The sequence below is a fragment of the Shewanella sp. ISTPL2 genome, from assembly GCF_013283205.1.
Lineage (GTDB): Bacteria > Pseudomonadota > Gammaproteobacteria > Enterobacterales > Shewanellaceae > Shewanella > Shewanella oncorhynchi.
The window spans coordinates 1,793,609-1,812,999 of sequence record NZ_JAAPAV010000001.1 but is presented as its reverse complement, the minus strand read 5'-3'; the positions used below and the strand labels follow the sequence as shown (position 1 = coordinate 1,812,999).

Here is a 19,391-nt window from a genome sequence, read left to right as displayed (position 1 = left end):
CATTATTGTCTCCCTTTTCATTGGCATAAGCGTAAACAATTTAAGATGCATCACTGTGATGTGTGGCTTTATCCTGATACATGGCTTTATCAGCGGAATCTAACAGATCCTCTAAGCTCATATCTGAATTTGGTGTCCAATGGGCGATACCTATGCTGGTCGCCAATCTATGTTGCTTAGGATGCTGTTGATTATACTGCTCAAGTAACTGCTTAAAACGCTCGATGACCCGATTGACTGTATCTCTATGCACAAAACTTAGCAGCACCACAAACTCATCGCCGCCAAGCCTTGCGATCACATCCGACTCCCTAAAAGCAGTCATTAAGATATGGGCAAAATCATATAACACCTGATCGCCCTTGCGATGACCAAAGCTGTCATTCACTTCCTTAAAAAAGTCGAGATCGAAGAATACTAAGGCCGCCTCAGATTCGGTACGTCGACAACTCGCCAGTGACTGATGGGCCAGTAATTCAAAACCACGTCGATTCGAAATAGCCGTCAAGGGATCTAAGGTATTTTGCGCGATAGAGAGTAATTCAGCCTCTACCATTTGTCCTAAATCCGTTAAGGTTTCAATGTCTTCAGCCGTAAAATCCCGCGGTTCAGTACCGATTAAACACAAAGTACCCACCCGATATTGCTCGTGAATGGTGAGGGGATAGCCAGCGTAGAAGCGAATATGCGGCTGCTCGGTCACCAGTGGATTGTCACTAAAGCGCGGATCTTTGAGGGCGTCGTTTACGATAAAAATATCGTCTTGATTGATCGCATGGCCACAAAATGAAATTTCCCTTGGTGTTTCAGTCACCTCTAGTCCTTGACGAGATTTAAACCACTGCCGCTCGGCATCCACTAAGGTCACAACACAAATCGGCAAAGAGAAAATTCTGCGCGTGAGCCGAGTGATACGATCGAAACGTTCCTCGGCATCGGTGTCGAGCACATTAAGTGCCCGTAACGTGGCCAAGCGTTGCAGCTCGTTTTCAGGAATTGTAGGTAATTGCATGGCACTCTCAGCGAACTGCTCTCATTAAACTCTAGCCTAAATGGTGTATTCTTGCGGTGTTAAGGCTGAAATTCGTATCAGCCTTAATCCCCTTAAAGACTGCACTATTCGAGCACAGCACGATAAATGTTTAACACCCGCTCAGCATGGTCTTCTACCTCTGACACTGGTAACTGCCCCGCCTTTTGTTGCAGAGTAAGTCGATGATTTTCATCCCGTAGTAAGCAATAGGTCTGAGTTAAATGCTGGGCACTCATCATTGGCAAAAGTTCAAGCTCAGCTAACACACCAAAAATCCGCACATTGTCGGACCAAATCGTTAGCTCTGGATACTTGTGGGCATTAGCCAGCACTAAGTACTGGGCAATAAACTCAATATCGGCAATCCCGCCTGGACTCTGCTTTAAATCAAACATGCCATCACTGACTTTAAGCAAGTGATCGCGCATCTTCTGACGCATCTCACGTACCGCTTTTTGCAGCTCAGCTTTATCACGGGGCTTTTCCAATACTGAAGCGCGAATATGGCTGAATTTAACCGCTAAGCTATTGTCACCAAAAACAAAACGCGAGCGAACTAAAGCTTGATGTTCCCAAGTCCACGCCTCATTAGCTTGGTATTCGCCAAAACGCTCAATCTCACTGACCATCAAACCCGAGGCGCCAGAAGGACGCAGGCGCATATCCACTTCATACAACTCCCCCGAAGTGGTGCGAGTCGAGAATAAATGCAGAATGCGCTGGGCAAGTTTGAGGTAAAAATGACCAACTTCAATCGGGCGATCACCATTGGTCAGGCCGTTCTCTGTTTTATTTTCACACAAGAAAACTAAATCGAGATCGGAGCCGTAACCCAATTCAATCCCGCCGAGCTTGCCATAACCGACAACGGCAAAGCCTGTGTCACTGCCCTCAAGGTGAGCGGGCACCCCATGGCGCACTGAAACCTGTTGCCACGCCTGCATCACCACTTGTTCGATAATAGCTTCGGCTAAAAAAGTTAAGTGATCGCTCACTTGCATCACGGGTAAAACACCCGTGACATCGGCGGCGGCGATTTTAAGTTGTTGTGAAAGCTTAAATTGTCGCAGCGCTTCCATCTGCTGCTCCATATCATCCTCGGGCACGCGCATCATGTACTGACGCAGCTCGCTCGGATAATCGTCGATGGAGGTCGTGTCATAAAGCTGCGACGGATCGATAAGCTCATCGAGCAACATGGGAAATTTAGCCAACTGCGCGGCAATCCAAGGACTGGCGCAGCACAAGCTCACTAACTGTTGCCGTGCGCCTGGGTTTTCACATAAAAGCTCAAGGTAAGTGGTGCGAGTTAAAATTTGCTCCAGCACCTTAGACACGGGCTCAAAAGCTAACGATGGACTCTGTTGATGAATCAATTCTTCCAATAATCTTGGCATTAATTTATCTAAGGTTTCTCGCCCGCGTGGTCCAATGGAACGCTTAGTCACTGTTTCGCGCCAGCTGCTAAGCATAGGGCACAGCTTGTCATCATCAATTTGCTGTTCGGCCAACAACGTAATGCCATCATCAAGGTCTTGCATATTCCACAGCTGCGCCGTCCAATGTTCGGCTTTTTCTTCGCCTTCTTCGCCACCCACAGTGGCTTTAAAATGACGATGGATTTTGCTCATTGCCGCTTCAATATGAGTGCGTAAATCAACCTCATTGGCCATATCGAGTACATGGCACAATCGCGCCCAATCGAGTGGATTATTCGGTAAGGTTTGGGTTTGTTTATCGTCAATGGCTTGCAGCAGATTCTCAACCCGGCGCAGCAGTAAATAACTGTGTTTAAGCTCATCCACCGCCAAATATTCAAACTGCCCTAAGCTGTAAAGCGTATCGATAGCACCGAATAAACTCTGCTGACGCAACGCAGGCTCACGGCCGCCACGGATCAATTGAAAACTTTGCACCACGAACTCGACCTCACGAATACCGCCTGCACCGAGTTTAATATTGTCGGTCAAATGACGGCGCCGCACTTCTTGCGCGATGAGTTGCTTCATTTTCCGCAGGGATTCTATTGCCGAAAAGTCAATATAACGGCGATACACAAAGGGTCTCAGGAGGCTGTGTAGTTCATCGGAGAAATGGTTCCAAGGCCCGAGCGCACGAGCCTTGACCATGGCATAACGCTCCCAGTCTCGCCCTTGTTCTTGGTAATAATCCTCAAGACCACTAAAACTCACCACCAAGGGGCCACTTTCACCGTAGGGACGCAAACGCATATCCACGCGGAACACGAAACCATCGACGGTAACTTGATCGAGCAAGTTCACTAGCCTTTGCCCCATGCGGATAAAGAATTGTTGATTGTCTAAACTGCGACGACCGCCGACGGTTTCGCCATGCTCAGGAAACGTGAAAATCAAATCGATATCGGAGGAGAAATTAAGCTCGCGGCCGCCTAACTTACCCATACCTAAAATCAGTAGCGGTTGCGGATTCCCTTCTTTGTCCATCGGCGTGCCATATTGAGCGCACATATCTTTATAGAGCCAATCGCGGGCGCAGATTACTAACGCTTCGGCGAGCGCCGACAGATCAAGCAAGGATTCCTCTAAACTGGCATAGTCTAAAAAGTCACGCCAAGCTAAACGCACCATTTGATAGTTACGAAACCGTCGCAGGGTGGTTTTAGCCATCTCCTCGGTGGTCGTGCTAGCCAGTTCTTCATGTAAATCAACATCAAAGTTTTTACGATCAATCAGGCTTAACTCGCCCGCAAACAGCATAGCGATCCACTCGGGATGTCGGCATAGTTGAGCCGCTACATAATCACTGAGTCCCAAAACCGTTTTGAGTTCTTGCTGCTGAGCAGGCGTTAATTGCGCAAGTCCTTCGGACCATGCTTCCTCTAATCGCAGCCAATTGCGTTCAGCGGTTTGATTAATAAGAATAGACAATGACTTATTACTGTCTTTTTGCATGGTCATAATAATCCCTAACAAATTTAGCTATCGACATATTATGTCGTAAATGATATAGATTGACGCCACATCATGTTATGTTCGACGAGACTTGCAGCTACCTGATGTAACACACAAATAAAGGTTTACACTTTTATCTGTGGCATTTAAGGGTACTATAACCTGCGCGGCAGGCATATTGGGCAAGAGGATTATTATTGCCTGCAAGTATTTGAGTTTTATTTCATTACCTTTTGGAGAAAACATGGCAGGAATGCTAACCCGTGTTCTCACATCGATACTTTTTTTAGCCGTTTCGCTATCGCTGACGGGTTGTGGCGATGACAGACCGGATAAAATCGCGAAGTATCAACAACTCACACAGCAACGTCTCGCTACGCTCACGACGATGATCGATGACGGCCAGTTGCGTAACGCTAATCTCTTAAAACAATACACGACACTGCTAAAGCAACAGAAACCCGATTTAGCACCCTTACTCGATGAATTAGCAAAGGATTCTGGCACCCAAGGTCCCATGTATACCTCGCTGAAACGTCGTTTAGATGAATCGAAAGTGGCGAGTAACTTTGCTGATCTCGATCAACAGCTGGCCGAAGCGGAAAATCTTTATCAAGCCGCAGATCCCAGTCTGTTTAACGATATGTTGTCTGATCCCGTCAACGTGGTCGCCGATATGTCCGACGGCAAACTGGCTCGCGTGAATGCGATTAGCCGTGAGGCTGCAACATTAGCCAATGGCGGTGAAGATTTTGGTCCAGGCAGTCAATTAGTTGGTAATCCCTCTTACGGCAACTGGCAAACCGACTCAAGCGGCACTTCGTTTTGGGCTTGGTATGGCATGTATTCGATGTTTTCGAATGTTTTCAATCGCCCAGTTTCCTACGATCGTTGGTCGGGTAACCGTGGTTATAGCTATTACAATGACGTAGGTCGTTATCGCTATACCTCACCCAAACAAGCGGATGCGCAAAATAAGACTTTCGAACAAACGAAAAAACGTTTCGACTCACAAGGCAAGCGCTTTGACAGCCCTTATGCTAAGCCGCGAACTGGTGGCACGGCGTTATCCCGTGAAAGTACCAGCGCACCTAAGGCCAGCACGACAAGTGCGAGCAAGAGTTCGAACAGTAAGTTTCGATCTAACTATGCTAAAGACAGCAGTTTCCGCAATTCCAGTAATCGCACGACCCGCAGTGTGCGCCGGGGCAAGTAACTAAGGATTTCCAATGACATTATTTCAGGATTTCGGTATCACACCAGAGCTAGCCATCATTCTGGCTATCGATCTCACCATAGCCGTGATTTTGCTAACGCTAATGCGTTATTTGCAAGGTTGGAGTGTAAAGGTCAATAGCAGTAAGGAGCTGGCAGAGCGGGATAACTTTGCCTTTGGCATTAGTACCGCTGGCGCAGTTGCCGCCCTAGGCATAGTGCTTACAGGCGCTATCACAGGCGCTGCGGCACACTCTTATCTTACCGAAGCGATTGGCATGAGCTGCTATGGTTTATTCGGTTTAGTACTGATTAAACTCGGCCGTTTTCTCCACGATAAAATAGCGCTAAATGAGTTTGATAAGAACGAGCAAATCATCAAAGGTAATGTGTCCGTCGCTATCGTCGATGCCAGCGTTGCTATTGCTACCGCCATTATCATTCGCTCTGTCTTGCTGTGGGCAGAAGATTTAACTGTCGATACCTTCATTGCCATCTTCAGCGCCTTTGCGATTTCGCAGTTGATGTTAGTGCTACTCACGCGCTGGCGTGAAAACCGTTTCGCAAGCCGCAACCAAGACTCGTCTATGCAGCAAGCCTTAGCCCAAGGTCATACAGCGTTAGCGCTACGCCACGCGGGTTATATGATTGCTATGGCACTGAGCTTTAATGCCGCCAGTCACTTTATTATTTATAATCCAACGGCTTATGTGACTAACGTGATCGGTTGGTTAGTGTTCTCAGTCATTATGCTGATCGCACTCTCCTTACTGCTGTTCGTCGTGAAGAAACTGGTATTAGCCCGTATCGATTTAGCCGATGAAGTGGAAAGACAACACAATATCGGTATCGCCGCAGTAGAAATGGCGATCAGTATCGCTATCGCACTTATTCTTACGGCACTGATGGCTTAATCGAATGCAAGAAATTAGCTTAACTCCCTCGGCGGCTAAACCTAGCCGCCTAGGTTGGTTCGACGATGTTCTCTTACTGGGCATTATGGCCGTATTAGCAGGTTGCGGCCTGATCTACGAATATCTTTTATCCCACTATGCGGGCCGCATTTTAGGCGCATTAGAAGCCGCCATTTACACCATGATAGGCTTAATGATTGTCTCCATGGGGCTAGGTGCCTTCGCCGCCCGTAAGATCCGTGATGCCTTTACCGGTTTTGTGATTTTAGAACTCACAGTTGCACTCTGTGGCTCACTCGCCATTTTAATCACAGCAGCGGTGATTGGTTTTGGTCAACAACTGCCATTGATCATTGCTAATACCTTAGGTTTACCGCCAGATCAACTGCCCGAAGGTGGCATGATAGGCTCGCTGCAAAAACTCAGCGAATACTTACCCTATGTGTGGGGTGTGTTATTGGGCCTGATGATTGGTATGGAAATCCCGCTGATTGCTAGGGTTCGCCAATCCCTTTCCGACGAGCATTTACTGCATAACGCGGGCACCATTTACGGAGCTGATTACATAGGCGCAGGCATAGGTGCCGCCATTTGGGTTGGCTTTATGCTCGCCATCGATATCCAACTCGCCGCCGCCTTAACCGCCAGTTTCAATCTATTGGCAGGTTTTGTGTTTATCTGGCGATTCTGGCCTAAAATCCGCCGCCCTAAACTGCTTTTGAGTGGGCATTTTATCGTGACTGGCGTCTTACTCGTATTAGCAATCCACGGCCCACGCTGGGAGCAAGAATTCAATAATTTGCTCTATAAAGACAAAGTGGTTTACGCCAAGGCGACACGTTTCCAACAGCTGACCTTCACCGAGCGGTTGCGCGGTAACGGTCTACCGCCCGTTTATGCTTTATACATCAATGGTCGCTTACAATTTTCTAGCATAGACGAGCACATCTACCATACGTTTCTCGTTCATCCTACGCTCGCGGCCAGTGCCCGTCACAACAAGGTGCTGATCATTGGCGGCGGTGATGGACTCGGTCTAAAACAAGTACTGCGCTGGGAACCTGAACAAGTCACGCTGCTCGATCTCGATGTGGGCCTAGTGCAATTATTTAAATCGCCCGATACAGATATGCCCGATAGTCTCAGTCGCGCTATGTTGGCGCTCAATGGCAATGCACTGAATGATCCCCGTGTCACAGTGATCAACGACGATGCATTTAATGGTGTCGATAAACTGATTGCCACAGGCGTGAAATACGATGCGATTATCGTAGACTTGCCTGATCCGAGCCATCCCGATCTTAATAAGCTGTATTCGGACTATTTCTACCGTAAATTAAAGGAACTTATGAGCAGTGATGGCGCTCTGACTGTACAGTCGACATCGCCTTACCATGCCCCTAAGGCCTTTATTTCGGTAGCAAAAACCTTGGCATTGGCGGGATTTGACGTCAAGCAGTACCATCATAATGTGCCCAGTTTTGGTGAATGGGGCTGGAGTATTGCAACCTTAGGCGGACTCGATGCACAACACAGATTAGCGAAGTTAACTGTGTTGCCCATCAAAGATGACTGGCTCACTTTAGGTTTAGTGGATGGCGCCTTTGAGTTTCCAGCCAATTTTTATCAAGATGCCGCCAACATAAAACCCAATGAATTGGGTTCATTGCAGCTGTATCACTACCATTTGCAAGATTGGTCCGAGAATCAAGGACTGGATCTTTTTTAATAGGATGAGATAGTACTTGACATATTATGTCTCAGTGCTATCTTTGAACACAGACATAATATGTCAATAAGGACAAATATGAATATCCATACCATTGCCAATCACCTCAACAGTCTTGGCAACAACAGCCAAACTGGCTTTCAATTTGATTGTTATCCAATCGATGGTGAAGTCGAAGTGTTGCAAGTGAATGTGGTCGGCCGTGAAGAAATCCCGGTATTTGTATCGGTAACGGACAACCAAGTACTTTGCATCAGCTACCTGTGGGGCGAGAACGAAGTAAATCAAGAACGTCGCAGTGAAATGTTTGAAACCATGCTAGAGCTCAACATTCCAATGCCCTTGTCAGCTTTTGCAAAAATTGATGACAAATACGTGGTTTACGGTGCGCTATCACTACAATCTAGCATGCTCGAAATCGAGCAAGAATTAGCAGTTTTATCTGATAACTGTTTAGAAGTTATTGATGAATTGGTCGACTATCTGAAATAAGGAGCCACAAAATGGGCATTCTGAATAAAATTTTAACAGCGTTTCGCGGTGGTGCCACCGAAGTTGGCCAAAGCATCGTTGACGCAAACTCAACCCGTATTTTCGAACAGGAAATCCGTGATGCAGAAAAGCATTTAACCAATGCTAAACGTGAACTGACCGATGTCATGGCAAAAGAAATGCAAGCCAGCCGTGAAATCGACCGTCTGAAACGTTCGATTGCAGAACACGAAGGTTATGCAACTCAAGCATTGGACAAAGGTAATGAAGCCTTAGCGATTGAAATTGCTGAAAAGATTGCTCAGTTAGACCAAGAGTTGTCTGAGCAACAAAGCGCCAACGACAGCTTTAGCGCCCATGCTGCACGCTTGAAAGACTTAGTGAAGAAAACCGAACGCCAACTGTCTGATTATCAACGTCAGTTGAGCATGGTTAAAACCACTGAAAGCGTACAAAAAGCGACGGCAACCATTACTGACTCGTTCGCGTCTAGCAACTCTAAGCTGCTGAACGCTAAAGATTCACTAGAACGTATCAAGGCACGTCAGCAACAATTTGACGACCGTTTAAAAGCGGCTGAAACCTTAGCCGATGAAAACAGTGATAAGTCGTTGCAAGCCAAACTAGCCGAAGCGGGTATTGGTGAGCAAAAGTCAAACGCAAATGCAGTGCTAGATCGAATCAAAGCACGTAAAAGCTAAGCAATGATTGACCGAATGCCGAGTCTCAGTGGGATCATCACCCCCTACTGACCTCGGCATTTTTTGTTTCATCCTCATTAAATAAAAATGACCACTATTGCCCGTGAATATCCGCAGCCAATCAATATGAGGCCGCACGCGAGCATAGTCAGCAGGAGTCACTATGGGATTTTTCAATAGTATTTTTGGTAAGAAAGCCCCGCCACAGCGCGAGCTCAATCACCCGTCCCAGCTCGATGTCGGCGACATGATCTCAATCGATGATAGTTTTGCCCTGCCACCACAACTCCGTGGTCAACAATTAAGAGTCGAAGCCGTACATACTTACGAGTCTGAACGTAAACAACACTCCGAGTGGTTACTCAAGGGACATGGTAGCGATACTCTCTTTTTGAGCATTGAAGAAGACGACGAAACCTATCTCGCCTTTTCGATTAAGGTTTCCCGCGCCCAAGTGGAGCAATTATTCGATCTCGAGCAATTCAGCGCCCTGTTCGAGGAACCGGGTCATGCCGAGTTAACTACGCAAGTATTATCGGCCGACTTAGCTGAACAACTTGAACAATGGCTTGGAAAACAATACCACCAAGTGACTTTTGCCGCTTTTGGCTATTTCCATCGTCAGGATTATCGTGGCCAAAAGCCGCCACAGGATGCCAATGGCGCCACAGGTGAGCCCTTTGAGTACTATTTATTACTTGATGACAATGAAAGCTGCGCCGTCGAAGTGGAAGTCTACGAAGGGGGTGATACCGATGTCGTCTTGACCCTATATCGCCCGCTAACGGATATTCGGGAATACTGGCCGGCGAAATAACACGAAAATAAGATAAAGTGCGTGCTCGCACTTTATCAATAATCCCAATACAATCTCACAGATAAGCGCTAGAAACGGTTGATAGCAATAGGTAATACGCCATGAGTAAAACCAAACACCCTCTGCCCGAGCAATGGTTAAAGAACCAACAAGCCGCTAAGGCGACACAGGTTGCCTTCGATCTCGATGAAAAATTTCAATACTCTATTCGTAAAGCCGCATTAGATGCAGGCGTTAGCCCTTCTGATCAAATTCGCACTATTTTAGGTCTTAGCGTATCGAAACGGCCAACGCGTCCGCGTCTTACCGTGTCACTCAATGCAGATGACTATGTGCAACTGGCAGAGAAATATGGTTTAAGTGCCGATTCACAGCTAGAAATTAAACGCCGTGTACTCGACGATTTAGTCCACTTTGTTGATGAAACCTAAAGCAACGCAGATCTCAAGCGCCAACCCTTCTTACCATTGGCTGACGCAATTAATCGATATATAGCCCTTTTATTAACTCAGTCAATTTACTCACAGCCTAAAGTCTTTTACTTTAGTAGTGATATTCGCCGCACTTAACAGGGATCATGTTTGGCATGACAGATAAAACCCCATGGTCGCTTCGCACCCTTGGCACTCCTTCTCCATTCGAAATGGCGATGATGCTATTGTCCTTGCTGTCGGTGATCATAGTACTTGTCATGACCTTCGGCCGCCTAGATAGCGAAACCTACCGCTTACTCTTCTTTGTCGATACCAGTATTTGTATGATTTTTATGATCAACTTCTTTGTTGGGTTGATCCGTGCTCGCGATAAACGCTTTTTCATTAAACACCATTGGATTGATTTTATTGCCAGTATTCCGGCGATTGAAGCCCTACGTATGGCACGGCTTTTTCAAATCCTACGGGTAATACGCCTGATCCGCATGAGTCGCTCACTGCTGCTCCCACTGGTAAAACAACGTAAACAAGCCACCTTAGCCAGTCTACTGGTTGCTATGGTGACGATTCTGACATTAGCTTCCGTCATTATGCTCATTGTCGAAAGCGGCACCGAAGGCGCCAATATCCAGACCGCTGAGCAAGCGATTTGGTGGGCATTAGTCACTATCTCTACCGTCGGCTACGGCGATTATTATCCTGTAAGCACAGCAGGCCACATCATAGGTGGCGTGGTTATTGTCAGCGGTGTGAGTTTTTTTGGTGTGATTTCAGGCTATATGGCGTCGGTATTTGTCGCGCCAGATGAATCTGAACGTCAAGAACGCCAAGATGCGCATAAAGCCGAAATCAAATCAGAGCTTGAATTAGCCTTAGCGAGAATGGAAGAGAACCAACAAAAAATAGAACAAAATCAAGCGCAAATGCTGGCTCAAATTGCGGAACTTAAGCAGGCTATCGAAACAAAAAATAGCTGACTTTGTTGCGAAAACGGACTAATGAAAAGGCTCAATCTATATTAGATTGAGCCTTTTCCGTTTATCAGCGATAAAAAGTAATATTACCAGTAGACCTGCTGTTGCATCGCGTTACGGCGTGTCGATTCCATAGCAAACAACAAACTCTGCTGCTTGTCTTCCAGCCACTCAGCTAAATTGATATCTAACTCCCGACTCGCATCCTGTAAGGCGCGATAACAAGCCAAAGTTTTAATCCCAAGCGCGAGATCTTGCCAAGGTGCACGAAATGCGTCCCGTGATTTCGCCTCATATAAACTGCCGTAGGCATGACCCACAAGAATGCTCGCATCCAACACTGTGGCCACTTGTAGATAATTTGCCGCTGTCATGACGCTATTGAGTGGCATGACCTCAATTATCGCCATCCAAGAAGCTTGCTGAGCACGATCGGCATGCTGGCGTAAGCTAGGCTGATGGGTGATGTCCACTTCACCAGCACTGATCTTTAGTAACAATTCAACAATAGCCAGCTGTAGTTGACCATATTCAGTCTGTTGCCATAGGGAGAGTAAGCGTCCCGTCAGATTAATCTCTGTCAGTTGCGCCAGAAGTCGCGCTTTAACTTGGGCATGTTGGCCAAGCTTAGCAAATAAGCCTCTTTGGCTACCAAGCAAGGCGGTCAACGCCTGTGCCCGCTCAATAAAATCGAGCTGCTTTTCAATCAGCATAAATTGGCTAGACAGTGTCACATTCAATAATTCGAACTGATTTAAGGTCATTCGCAGCAAACGAATACAGGCGCGCATCCGCCACCATAGTGCCACACAGGCTTCAGGGTCACTTTCCTCTGCGATCATGCTCTCTAATAATTGCCAGCGCTCAAGGGCGGTTTCAAGCAGGATTTGGCAGTTTGCACTTAAATCCTGTGAAGAAGAATCGTGTGACTCGGCCAGTGGCAGAAATTCCAATGCTTTTAAATCGAGCGGCTTAGCCTTGCCCGCCAATCGATAGCCCCGCTGCGCTTTACTGGCCTTACCTAAACGCACGGGCACCACGCTCGCCACTTGCATCGCTAGCTTAAGTAGCACCTCAGTATCGCCACTGAGGAGTTCAAACTCGAGCTCACAAAGGGCTTCTTGCTGGCCATTTGCGGTGATTTCACCTATGTCTAACGCCACTTCGACCACGCTGTTATCAATCTGAACATGCCAAGCGCGACGATGAAAATCGGTGTGAAATATACAAGTTAACTGAGCTTGAGTTGCCGCTAAATCGGCATCAGTGGGCCAAATGCTGGTAGGAAATAGACTTAAATCTGGGCTATCGGATTGGATAGTCACATTGTATTCGGGCCGCGAATGAATGCCGCCCACGACTTGTCCTGCGGTTTTTATGGTCTGCTCTCGGTGCGCATCGTAACCGCGCACCCGCAATCCCATGTCCCACTGACGTAATTGCAAGTCAGGGGTGTCGAAGTAACCATTCGCCAAACGACGTTGACCTTGAGGTACGGCATTATCGAGACTATCTAACTTATTTATCAGGGATTCTTGATATATCGGCAGGAAAAACAGTTTTAATTCAATCTCAGCATTCATTGCATAACCGCTCACTTTGTCATCAAATATTCATCGATGCGTCATCTTTAGTTCATAATGTCACAAATGTGTCATAAAAATCCCGTAGGATTTGGTTTTGCAGTTGGTATATAACCCGTTAGAATAAACCTGTCGTTTTTTCTGAAAAAACACAGTTTCAATACGCGGACGCATAGGTTAACATGCGCCCGCTTTTTCCAATAATGGAACAATCTAAATAGGTAAACGGCAATGCCAGTAAACTCTATTTTGGGCGTGTTTGCAAAATCGCCAATTAAGCCTCTTCAAGAGCACATGGACAAAGTACACGATTGCGCATCGTTACTCGTCCCCTTTTTCGAAGCCACTATCACAGGCAACTGGGACAGTGCAGTTCAATTACGTAAGCAAATTAGTTTAGCCGAGAAGCAAGCAGATTCACTAAAACGTGAAATCCGCCTGACTCTGCCAAGCGGTTTATTTATGCCAGTAGAACGTACAGATTTATTGGAACTTTTAACTCAACAAGACAAGATAGCCAACAAAGCCAAAGATATTTCCGGTCGTGTTATCGGCCGTCAGCTGTTAATCCCTCAGGTCATGCAAGTCCCATTTATTGCTTATCTACAACGCTGTATCGATGCGGTAGCACTAGCAAAACAAGTCATTAATGAACTCGAAGATCTGTTAGAAACAGGTTTCCGTGGCCGTGAAGTCGACTTAGTGGCAAAAATGATCAACGAACTCGATATCATCGAAGAAGATACTGACGATCTACAAATTCAGTTACGCCGTCAGTTATTCGCTATGGAATCTGAATTGAATCCTGTCGATGTGATGTTCCTCTACAAAACGATTGAATGGGTCGGTGGTCTTGCAGATCTTGCCGAACGCGTCGGTTCGCGTCTTGAGCTTATGCTGGCTCGCGTTTAACAAATTAAGGTTATCAAGGTATCAATATGGTTGATGCAGGTATTGAGGTGGCTAACGTCTTAGTCACCAATGGCCCGTGGCTTATTGCCATTGCGGCTGCATTTGGTTTTCTCATGGCATGGGGTATTGGGGCGAATGACGTCGCCAATGCGATGGGAACCTCTGTAGGTTCAAACGCAATTACAATTAAACAAGCGATTATTATCGCAATGATCTTTGAGTTTTCCGGTGCATTTTTAGCTGGGGGCGAAGTTACCAATACAATTCGTAGCGGTATTATTGATTCTAGCTATTTCACTGCAACTCCTGAATTGCTGGTTTACGGCATGATAGGATCATTGTTGGCAGCAGGTATTTGGCTTGTCGTCGCATCGGCTCTTGGCTGGCCGGTATCAACGACTCACTCCATCGTCGGTGCCATTATTGGCTTCGCCGCCGTGGGTGTTGGTGCAGATTCAGTCTCATGGGATAAAGTAGGCGGGATTGTAGGCTCTTGGATCGTAACCCCCGCTATTTCGGGCTTTATGGCATTCATCCTCTTCCAAAGCACTCAAAAACTCATTTTCAACACTGACGATCCATTGAGTAATGCTAAGCGTTTCGTACCTTTCTATATGGCATTTGCTGGTTTCATCATGTCATTAATGACGATTATGAAAGGCTTATCCCATGTTGGTCTGCATTTCTCAGTTACCGAGTCTTACCTACTCGCAGGTGCTATTGCTGCTGTAGTTGGTATCTTAGGTAAAATCGCCATTTCACGCTTACAAATGAGTGATAAAGCAGATCGTCAAACCCAGTTCAAAAACGTTGAAAAAGTGTTTGCGATCCTGATGGTTTTGACTGCTTGTTGTATGGCTTTTGCCCATGGTTCAAACGATGTAGCAAATGCGATTGGTCCATTAGCGGCGGTTGTTTCTGTCGTCAATAGCGGTGGTGAGATTGCAGCGAAATCACCTCTAGTCTGGTGGATTTTACCTTTGGGTGCCGTAGGTATTGTGATGGGTCTGGCGATTTTTGGTCAGCGCGTTATGCAAACTATCGGAAAAAACATCACTCACTTGACGCCAAGTCGTGGTTTTGCGGCAGAATTAGCTGCGGCAACGACTGTAGTTATTGCTTCTAGCACTGGTTTACCTATTTCTACCACACAAACCTTAGTGGGTGCGGTATTAGGTGTAGGTATGGCCCGTGGTATCGCAGCGATTAACATTGGTGTGGTACGTAATATCGTCGTATCCTGGGTTGTGACCCTACCAGCAGGTGCTGGCCTATCAATCATCTTCTTCTATATGATTAAAGGTATTTTTAATTAAGAAGTCTCGCTAAATGTGTTGCTGACATTAAGCAGTATTAGCGCCTAGGACTAGAAGGTCGTAGGAAAGATTGAATTAAATTGGAATGGTCATAGCATGGATGCCGTAAAGTTGAGGGAAGTCTATGACTTCCCTCTTGCATTACAGGCCTCAAATCCCTAGCATGTGCAGACTATTTCGTTGATGAGAATACAAAAGTGTTTAGACTCCTGACTCTGGTAGGAATGATCTTGCTGTCTTCCAACCTGCTGGCCGAAGGCCAATCCCGCTACATCTCGGATAACGTGTTTCTGTATCTTTTAGGTGGCCCTGGTACTGAGTTTCGAATTGTTGGATCAATTGAAGCGGGTCAACCTGTGACACTGCTCAACGAAACTCAAGGTGATTACTCCAAAATAATCGACCATAAAGGCCGTGAAGGTTGGGTACAAACCAACTTGATCAGTTCGACTCAAAGTTTCCGTGAGCAAGTCCCAGTGTTAACCACTGAACTCGCACAGGCCAAAGCTAAGTTAGCAGAAGTATCAAGTTCAACGGATAATCATGCTGGCGAACTGCTCGAATTAAAGGCTAAACTAAGCGAGTTAGAAACCAACCTAGCTAAAACGACTCAAGAACGTGATCAACTGAAAAATGCGGTAGATCGCACCGCTCAAGACGAACGTTTTGAACTTTGGCGCCAAGGTGGATTAATCGCAGGCATGGGCTTAATCCTAGGCATTATTTTAGTGTATTTACCTAGACCACAACGTCGCAATAAAAAACGTTGGATGTGAGTCTGACACACAACAAGTCTTAATTTACCTTCCAAAAGCCAGTGTTTTCAAACACTGGCTTTTTTGTCAATCAAGCGTTACATCGACTTATTAACAAGCTAATCAAACAAGCTTCACAATCTTTCACGCTATAGTGTTGTCCGTCACATTTTGGTTGTATAATCTGCGCGCGCAAACCTTCATATTGTATACAAAATATCAAATGCGTTTGGCGCCTCCCAATTTGTTTCAACAATAGCGCCCCAATAACGGCCAAGATGGAAGCGATAACTATGTTCAAAGCGAGTGAAGTGCTGGCAGGCCGCTACGATTCTGCCAATCTCGACGAACTGTTCAAAGCAGTCAGCGACAACTACATTGTCGATGAAGAACAATACTTGTCAGAGCTGATCAAACTAGTTCCCTCAAGTGATGAAGCCATAGAGCGCGTCACTCGTCGTGCCCACGAACTGGTCAATAAGGTTCGTCAATTCGATAAAAAAGGTTTGATGGTCGGCATAGATGCCTTCCTGCAACAGTACAGCTTAGAAACACAGGAAGGCATTATCCTGATGTGTTTAGCCGAAGCTTTACTGCGAATTCCCGATGCGGCCACTGCCGATGCATTGATTGAAGATAAGCTTTCAGGTGCTAAGTGGGATGAGCACATGAGCAAGAGTGACTCAGTGCTGGTTAACGCATCGACCTGGGGCTTAATGCTCACAGGTAAAATCGTTAAACTTGATAAAAAACTCGATGGTACCCCAAGTAACTTGCTGAGCCGCTTAGTGAATCGCCTCGGTGAACCCGTGATCCGTCAAGCCATGATGGCAGCAATGAAGATCATGGGTAAGCAGTTCGTACTGGGCCGCAACATGAAAGAAGCCCTAAAGAACAGTGAAGACAAACGTAAGTTAGGTTATACCCATTCCTACGACATGCTGGGCGAAGCGGCGTTAACTCGCAAAGATGCCGAGAAATACTATACCGATTATGCCAATGCGATTACTGAGCTCGGTGCTCAAAGCTATAACGAAAATGAATCACCGCGCCCAACAATCTCCATCAAGCTATCGGCATTGCACCCACGTTACGAAGTGGCCAATGAAGACCGCGTCTTGACTGAACTGTACGACACAGTGATTCGTCTGATTAAACTGGCACGTGGCTTAAATATCGGTATATCTATCGATGCTGAAGAAGTCGATCGCCTCGAGTTATCACTAAAACTGTTCCAAAAACTGTTTAATGCTGAAGCAACTAAAGGCTGGGGATTACTCGGCATAGTCGTACAAGCCTACTCTAAGCGTGCCCTGCCCGTACTGGTTTGGTTAACGCGTCTAGCGAAAGATCAAGGGGATGAAATCCCAGTGCGTCTGGTAAAAGGTGCCTATTGGGATAGCGAACTTAAGTGGGCGCAACAAGCTGGCGAAGCCGCTTATCCACTCTACACTCGCAAAGCCGGTACTGACGTTTCTTACCTCGCCTGCGCCCGTTACTTGTTATCGGATGCGACTCGCGGTGCTATCTACCCACAATTTGCTAGCCACAATGCGCAAACCGTTGCGGCAATTTCCGATATGGCGGGCGATCGTAACCATGAGTTCCAACGCTTACACGGCATGGGACAAGAGCTGTACGACACGATTCTGGCTGAAGCCGGTGCTAAAGCGGTACGTATTTATGCCCCCATCGGTGCCCATAAAGATCTACTGCCCTATTTAGTCCGTCGTCTGCTGGAAAACGGCGCGAATACTTCGTTCGTCCACAAACTGGTGGATCCTAAAACCCCCATCGAGTCATTAGTGGTACATCCGCTAACAACACTGACGGGCTATAAAACCCTGGCTAACAACAGAATCGTTTTACCTGCCGATATTTTCGGTAGCGAACGCAAAAATTCCAAGGGACTCAATATGAACATCATTTCCGAATCTGAGCCATTTTTCGCGGCACTAGAACAGTTTAAAAATACCCAATGGCAAGCGGGCCCTCTGGTTAACGGTAAAACCTTAACTGGCGAACATAAAACGGTTGTTAGCCCATACGACACTACCCAAACCGTAGGTCAAGTCGCCTTCGCCGACAAAGCTGCAATCGAAGCAGCAGTCGCGTCTGCTGAAGCAGCATTTGCCTCTTGGGCACGCACACCAGTGGAAACCCGTGCCTCTGCACTACAAAAGTTAGCCGATTTATTAGAAGAAAACCGCGAAGAATTGATCGCCCTGTGCACCCGTGAAGCGGGCAAGAGCATTCAAGACGGTATCGACGAAGTACGTGAAGCCGTTGATTTCTGTCGTTACTACGCAGTACAAGCCAAGAAGATGATGGCAAAACCTGAACTGCTTCCAGGCCCAACGGGTGAACTGAACGAACTGTTCCTCCAAGGCCGCGGTGTGTTCGTGTGTATCAGCCCATGGAACTTCCCACTGGCGATCTTCTTAGGTCAAGTGTCGGCGGCATTAGCGGCGGGTAACACAGTTATCGCAAAACCCGCGGAGCAAACCTCAATTATTGGTTACCGTGCGGTGCAACTCGCTCATCAAGCGGGTATTCCTGTCGAGGTGCTGCAATTCCTACCAGGCACTGGTGCGACTGTGGGTAGCGCAATTACGGCCGATGAACGTATCGGTGGCGTGTGCTTTACCGGTTCAACTGGCACGGCAAAACTGATTAACCGCACGCTAGCCAACCGTGATGGTGCGATTATTCCATTAATCGCCGAAACGGGCGGCCAAAATGCCATGGTAGTGGACTCTACCTCTCAACCTGAGCAAGTGGTTAACGATGTGGTTTCATCGTCATTCACCAGTGCAGGCCAACGCTGCTCGGCGCTGCGTGTACTCTTCCTACAGGAAGACATCGCAGATCGCGTGATCGAAGTCCTGCAAGGCGCCATGGATGAATTGGTGATTGGCAACCCGAGTTCAATCAAAACCGACGTAGGCCCAGTGATTGACGCCACCGCCAAAGCCAACTTAGATGCGCATATCGATCATATCAAGCAAGTCGGTAAGCTGATTAAGCAAATGCCGCTGCCTGCTGGCACTGAGAACGGTCACTTCGTGTCGCCAACTGCAGTAGAAATCGACTCAATCAAAGTGCTCGAAAAAGAACATTTTGGCCCAATCCTGCACATTATCCGCTACAAGGCAGCCGAACTGAGCCAAGTGATCGATGAGATCAACAGCACAGGCTTTGGTTTAACCTTAGGTATCCACAGCCGTAACGAAGGCCATGCCCTTGAAGTTGCAGATAAAGTGAATGTCGGTAACGTCTACATCAACCGTAACCAAATCGGCGCTGTAGTGGGCGTACAACCTTTTGGCGGTCAAGGTCTGTCAGGCACAGGCCCTAAAGCCGGTGGCCCACACTACTTAACCCGTTTTGTGACTGAAAAGACTCGCACCAACAACATCACCGCCATTGGTGGTAATGCGACATTGTTATCACTGGGTGATAGCGAAGAATAAGTACACTGAACTTGCTTTAGAATATCGCTATGCATCTTTAGCCATCGCGATAACAATAAAAAAGCCAGACTGAGTCTGGCTTTTTTATTAGAGTCTAAAACGGTACTTAT

General features: G+C 46.8%; 15 protein-coding genes. 12 read left to right on the top strand and 3 right to left on the bottom strand.

Going from position 1 to position 19,391, the window contains the following annotated elements; genetic code table 11:
* Positions 1 to 40: 40 nt before the first annotated feature.
* A complete protein-coding gene (locus HUB64_RS08115) occupies positions 41 to 1,012 on the bottom strand; it encodes a diguanylate cyclase (RefSeq protein ID WP_173496770.1) in 972 nt (323 codons plus the stop codon).
* Between the two features lie 104 nt (positions 1,013 to 1,116).
* Complete coding sequence (gene glnE, locus HUB64_RS08110; RefSeq protein ID WP_173496769.1) at positions 1,117 to 3,972, bottom strand: bifunctional [glutamate--ammonia ligase]-adenylyl-L-tyrosine phosphorylase/[glutamate--ammonia-ligase] adenylyltransferase; 2,856 nt, start codon at positions 3,970 to 3,972, stop codon at positions 1,117 to 1,119.
* Between the two features lie 238 nt (positions 3,973 to 4,210).
* Here glnE and HUB64_RS08105 point away from each other — a divergent pair, with 238 nt between their 5' ends.
* The 8 genes from HUB64_RS08105 to HUB64_RS08070 all read left to right on the top strand — a co-directional run bounded on the left by HUB64_RS08105 (position 4,211) and on the right by HUB64_RS08070 (position 11,245).
* The gene (locus tag HUB64_RS08105; RefSeq protein WP_105251557.1) at positions 4,211 to 5,182 is read left to right on the top strand and encodes a hypothetical protein; all 972 of its coding nucleotides are present in this window, start codon (positions 4,211 to 4,213) and stop codon (positions 5,180 to 5,182) included.
* 13 nt (positions 5,183 to 5,195) lie between these two features.
* Complete coding sequence (locus tag HUB64_RS08100; RefSeq protein WP_113939026.1) at positions 5,196 to 6,095, top strand: DUF350 domain-containing protein; 900 nt, start codon at positions 5,196 to 5,198, stop codon at positions 6,093 to 6,095.
* Between the two features lie 4 nt (positions 6,096 to 6,099).
* A complete protein-coding gene (locus HUB64_RS08095) occupies positions 6,100 to 7,824 on the top strand; it encodes a polyamine aminopropyltransferase (protein WP_173496768.1) in 1,725 nt (574 codons plus the stop codon).
* Positions 7,825 to 7,902: 78 nt separating this feature from the next.
* Positions 7,903 to 8,316: a YjfI family protein gene (locus HUB64_RS08090; protein ID WP_105251554.1), complete on the top strand. Its 414-nt coding sequence runs from the start codon at positions 7,903 to 7,905 to the stop codon at positions 8,314 to 8,316.
* A gap of 11 nt (positions 8,317 to 8,327) precedes the next feature.
* Entirely contained in the window at positions 8,328 to 9,017 is a 690-nt protein-coding gene (locus HUB64_RS08085; protein ID WP_028761835.1) for a PspA/IM30 family protein, read from the top strand.
* A gap of 163 nt (positions 9,018 to 9,180) precedes the next feature.
* A complete protein-coding gene (locus HUB64_RS08080) occupies positions 9,181 to 9,834 on the top strand; it encodes a hypothetical protein (RefSeq protein ID WP_173496767.1) in 654 nt (217 codons plus the stop codon).
* A gap of 101 nt (positions 9,835 to 9,935) precedes the next feature.
* Complete coding sequence (locus tag HUB64_RS08075; RefSeq protein ID WP_028761837.1) at positions 9,936 to 10,265, top strand: hypothetical protein; 330 nt, start codon at positions 9,936 to 9,938, stop codon at positions 10,263 to 10,265.
* A 155-nt stretch (positions 10,266 to 10,420) separates the two neighbouring features.
* The gene (locus HUB64_RS08070; protein ID WP_105253058.1) at positions 10,421 to 11,245 is read left to right on the top strand and encodes an ion transporter; all 825 of its coding nucleotides are present in this window, start codon (positions 10,421 to 10,423) and stop codon (positions 11,243 to 11,245) included.
* A gap of 83 nt (positions 11,246 to 11,328) precedes the next feature.
* On the opposite strand, the gene HUB64_RS08065 is transcribed toward HUB64_RS08070, so the two are convergent.
* Positions 11,329 to 12,825: an inorganic triphosphatase gene (locus HUB64_RS08065; protein WP_173496766.1), complete on the bottom strand. Its 1,497-nt coding sequence runs from the start codon at positions 12,823 to 12,825 to the stop codon at positions 11,329 to 11,331.
* Between the two features lie 231 nt (positions 12,826 to 13,056).
* Here HUB64_RS08065 and HUB64_RS08060 point away from each other — a divergent pair, with 231 nt between their 5' ends.
* From HUB64_RS08060 to putA, 4 genes are all read left to right on the top strand, one after another.
* On the top strand, positions 13,057 to 13,737 hold the full coding sequence (locus HUB64_RS08060) for a TIGR00153 family protein (protein ID WP_105251552.1): 681 nt from the start codon (positions 13,057 to 13,059) through the stop codon (positions 13,735 to 13,737).
* A 26-nt stretch (positions 13,738 to 13,763) separates the two neighbouring features.
* Positions 13,764 to 15,053, top strand: a complete 1,290-nt coding sequence (locus tag HUB64_RS08055; RefSeq protein WP_113939029.1) for an inorganic phosphate transporter — start codon at positions 13,764 to 13,766, stop codon at positions 15,051 to 15,053.
* 224 nt (positions 15,054 to 15,277) lie between these two features.
* A complete protein-coding gene (locus HUB64_RS08050) occupies positions 15,278 to 15,829 on the top strand; it encodes a TIGR04211 family SH3 domain-containing protein (protein ID WP_173248552.1) in 552 nt (183 codons plus the stop codon).
* A gap of 257 nt (positions 15,830 to 16,086) precedes the next feature.
* Positions 16,087 to 19,281 carry a bifunctional proline dehydrogenase/L-glutamate gamma-semialdehyde dehydrogenase PutA gene (gene putA / locus HUB64_RS08045; RefSeq protein ID WP_173496765.1) on the top strand — a complete coding sequence of 1,065 codons (3,195 nt, stop codon included), beginning with the start codon at positions 16,087 to 16,089 and terminating at the stop codon, positions 19,279 to 19,281.
* Positions 19,282 to 19,391: the final 110 nt, after the last annotated feature.

Bases quoted from the DNA above. Each gene is read 5' to 3' on its own strand.
- HUB64_RS08115 (WP_173496770.1), bottom strand. From the start codon at position 1,012: ATGCAATTACCTACAATTCCTGAAAACGAGCTGCAACGCTTGGCCACG.
- glnE (WP_173496769.1), bottom strand. From the start codon at position 3,972: ATGACCATGCAAAAAGACAGTAATAAGTCATTGTCTATTCTTATTAAT.
- HUB64_RS08105 (WP_105251557.1), top strand. From the start codon at position 4,211: ATGGCAGGAATGCTAACCCGTGTTCTCACATCGATACTTTTTTTAGCC.
- HUB64_RS08100 (WP_113939026.1), top strand. From the start codon at position 5,196: ATGACATTATTTCAGGATTTCGGTATCACACCAGAGCTAGCCATCATT.
- HUB64_RS08095 (WP_173496768.1), top strand. From the start codon at position 6,100: ATGCAAGAAATTAGCTTAACTCCCTCGGCGGCTAAACCTAGCCGCCTA.
- HUB64_RS08090 (WP_105251554.1), top strand. From the start codon at position 7,903: ATGAATATCCATACCATTGCCAATCACCTCAACAGTCTTGGCAACAAC.
- HUB64_RS08085 (WP_028761835.1), top strand. From the start codon at position 8,328: ATGGGCATTCTGAATAAAATTTTAACAGCGTTTCGCGGTGGTGCCACC.
- HUB64_RS08080 (WP_173496767.1), top strand. From the start codon at position 9,181: ATGGGATTTTTCAATAGTATTTTTGGTAAGAAAGCCCCGCCACAGCGC.
- HUB64_RS08075 (WP_028761837.1), top strand. From the start codon at position 9,936: ATGAGTAAAACCAAACACCCTCTGCCCGAGCAATGGTTAAAGAACCAA.
- HUB64_RS08070 (WP_105253058.1), top strand. From the start codon at position 10,421: ATGACAGATAAAACCCCATGGTCGCTTCGCACCCTTGGCACTCCTTCT.
- HUB64_RS08065 (WP_173496766.1), bottom strand. From the start codon at position 12,825: ATGAATGCTGAGATTGAATTAAAACTGTTTTTCCTGCCGATATATCAA.
- HUB64_RS08060 (WP_105251552.1), top strand. From the start codon at position 13,057: ATGCCAGTAAACTCTATTTTGGGCGTGTTTGCAAAATCGCCAATTAAG.
- HUB64_RS08055 (WP_113939029.1), top strand. From the start codon at position 13,764: ATGGTTGATGCAGGTATTGAGGTGGCTAACGTCTTAGTCACCAATGGC.
- HUB64_RS08050 (WP_173248552.1), top strand. From the start codon at position 15,278: ATGATCTTGCTGTCTTCCAACCTGCTGGCCGAAGGCCAATCCCGCTAC.
- putA (WP_173496765.1), top strand. From the start codon at position 16,087: ATGGAAGCGATAACTATGTTCAAAGCGAGTGAAGTGCTGGCAGGCCGC.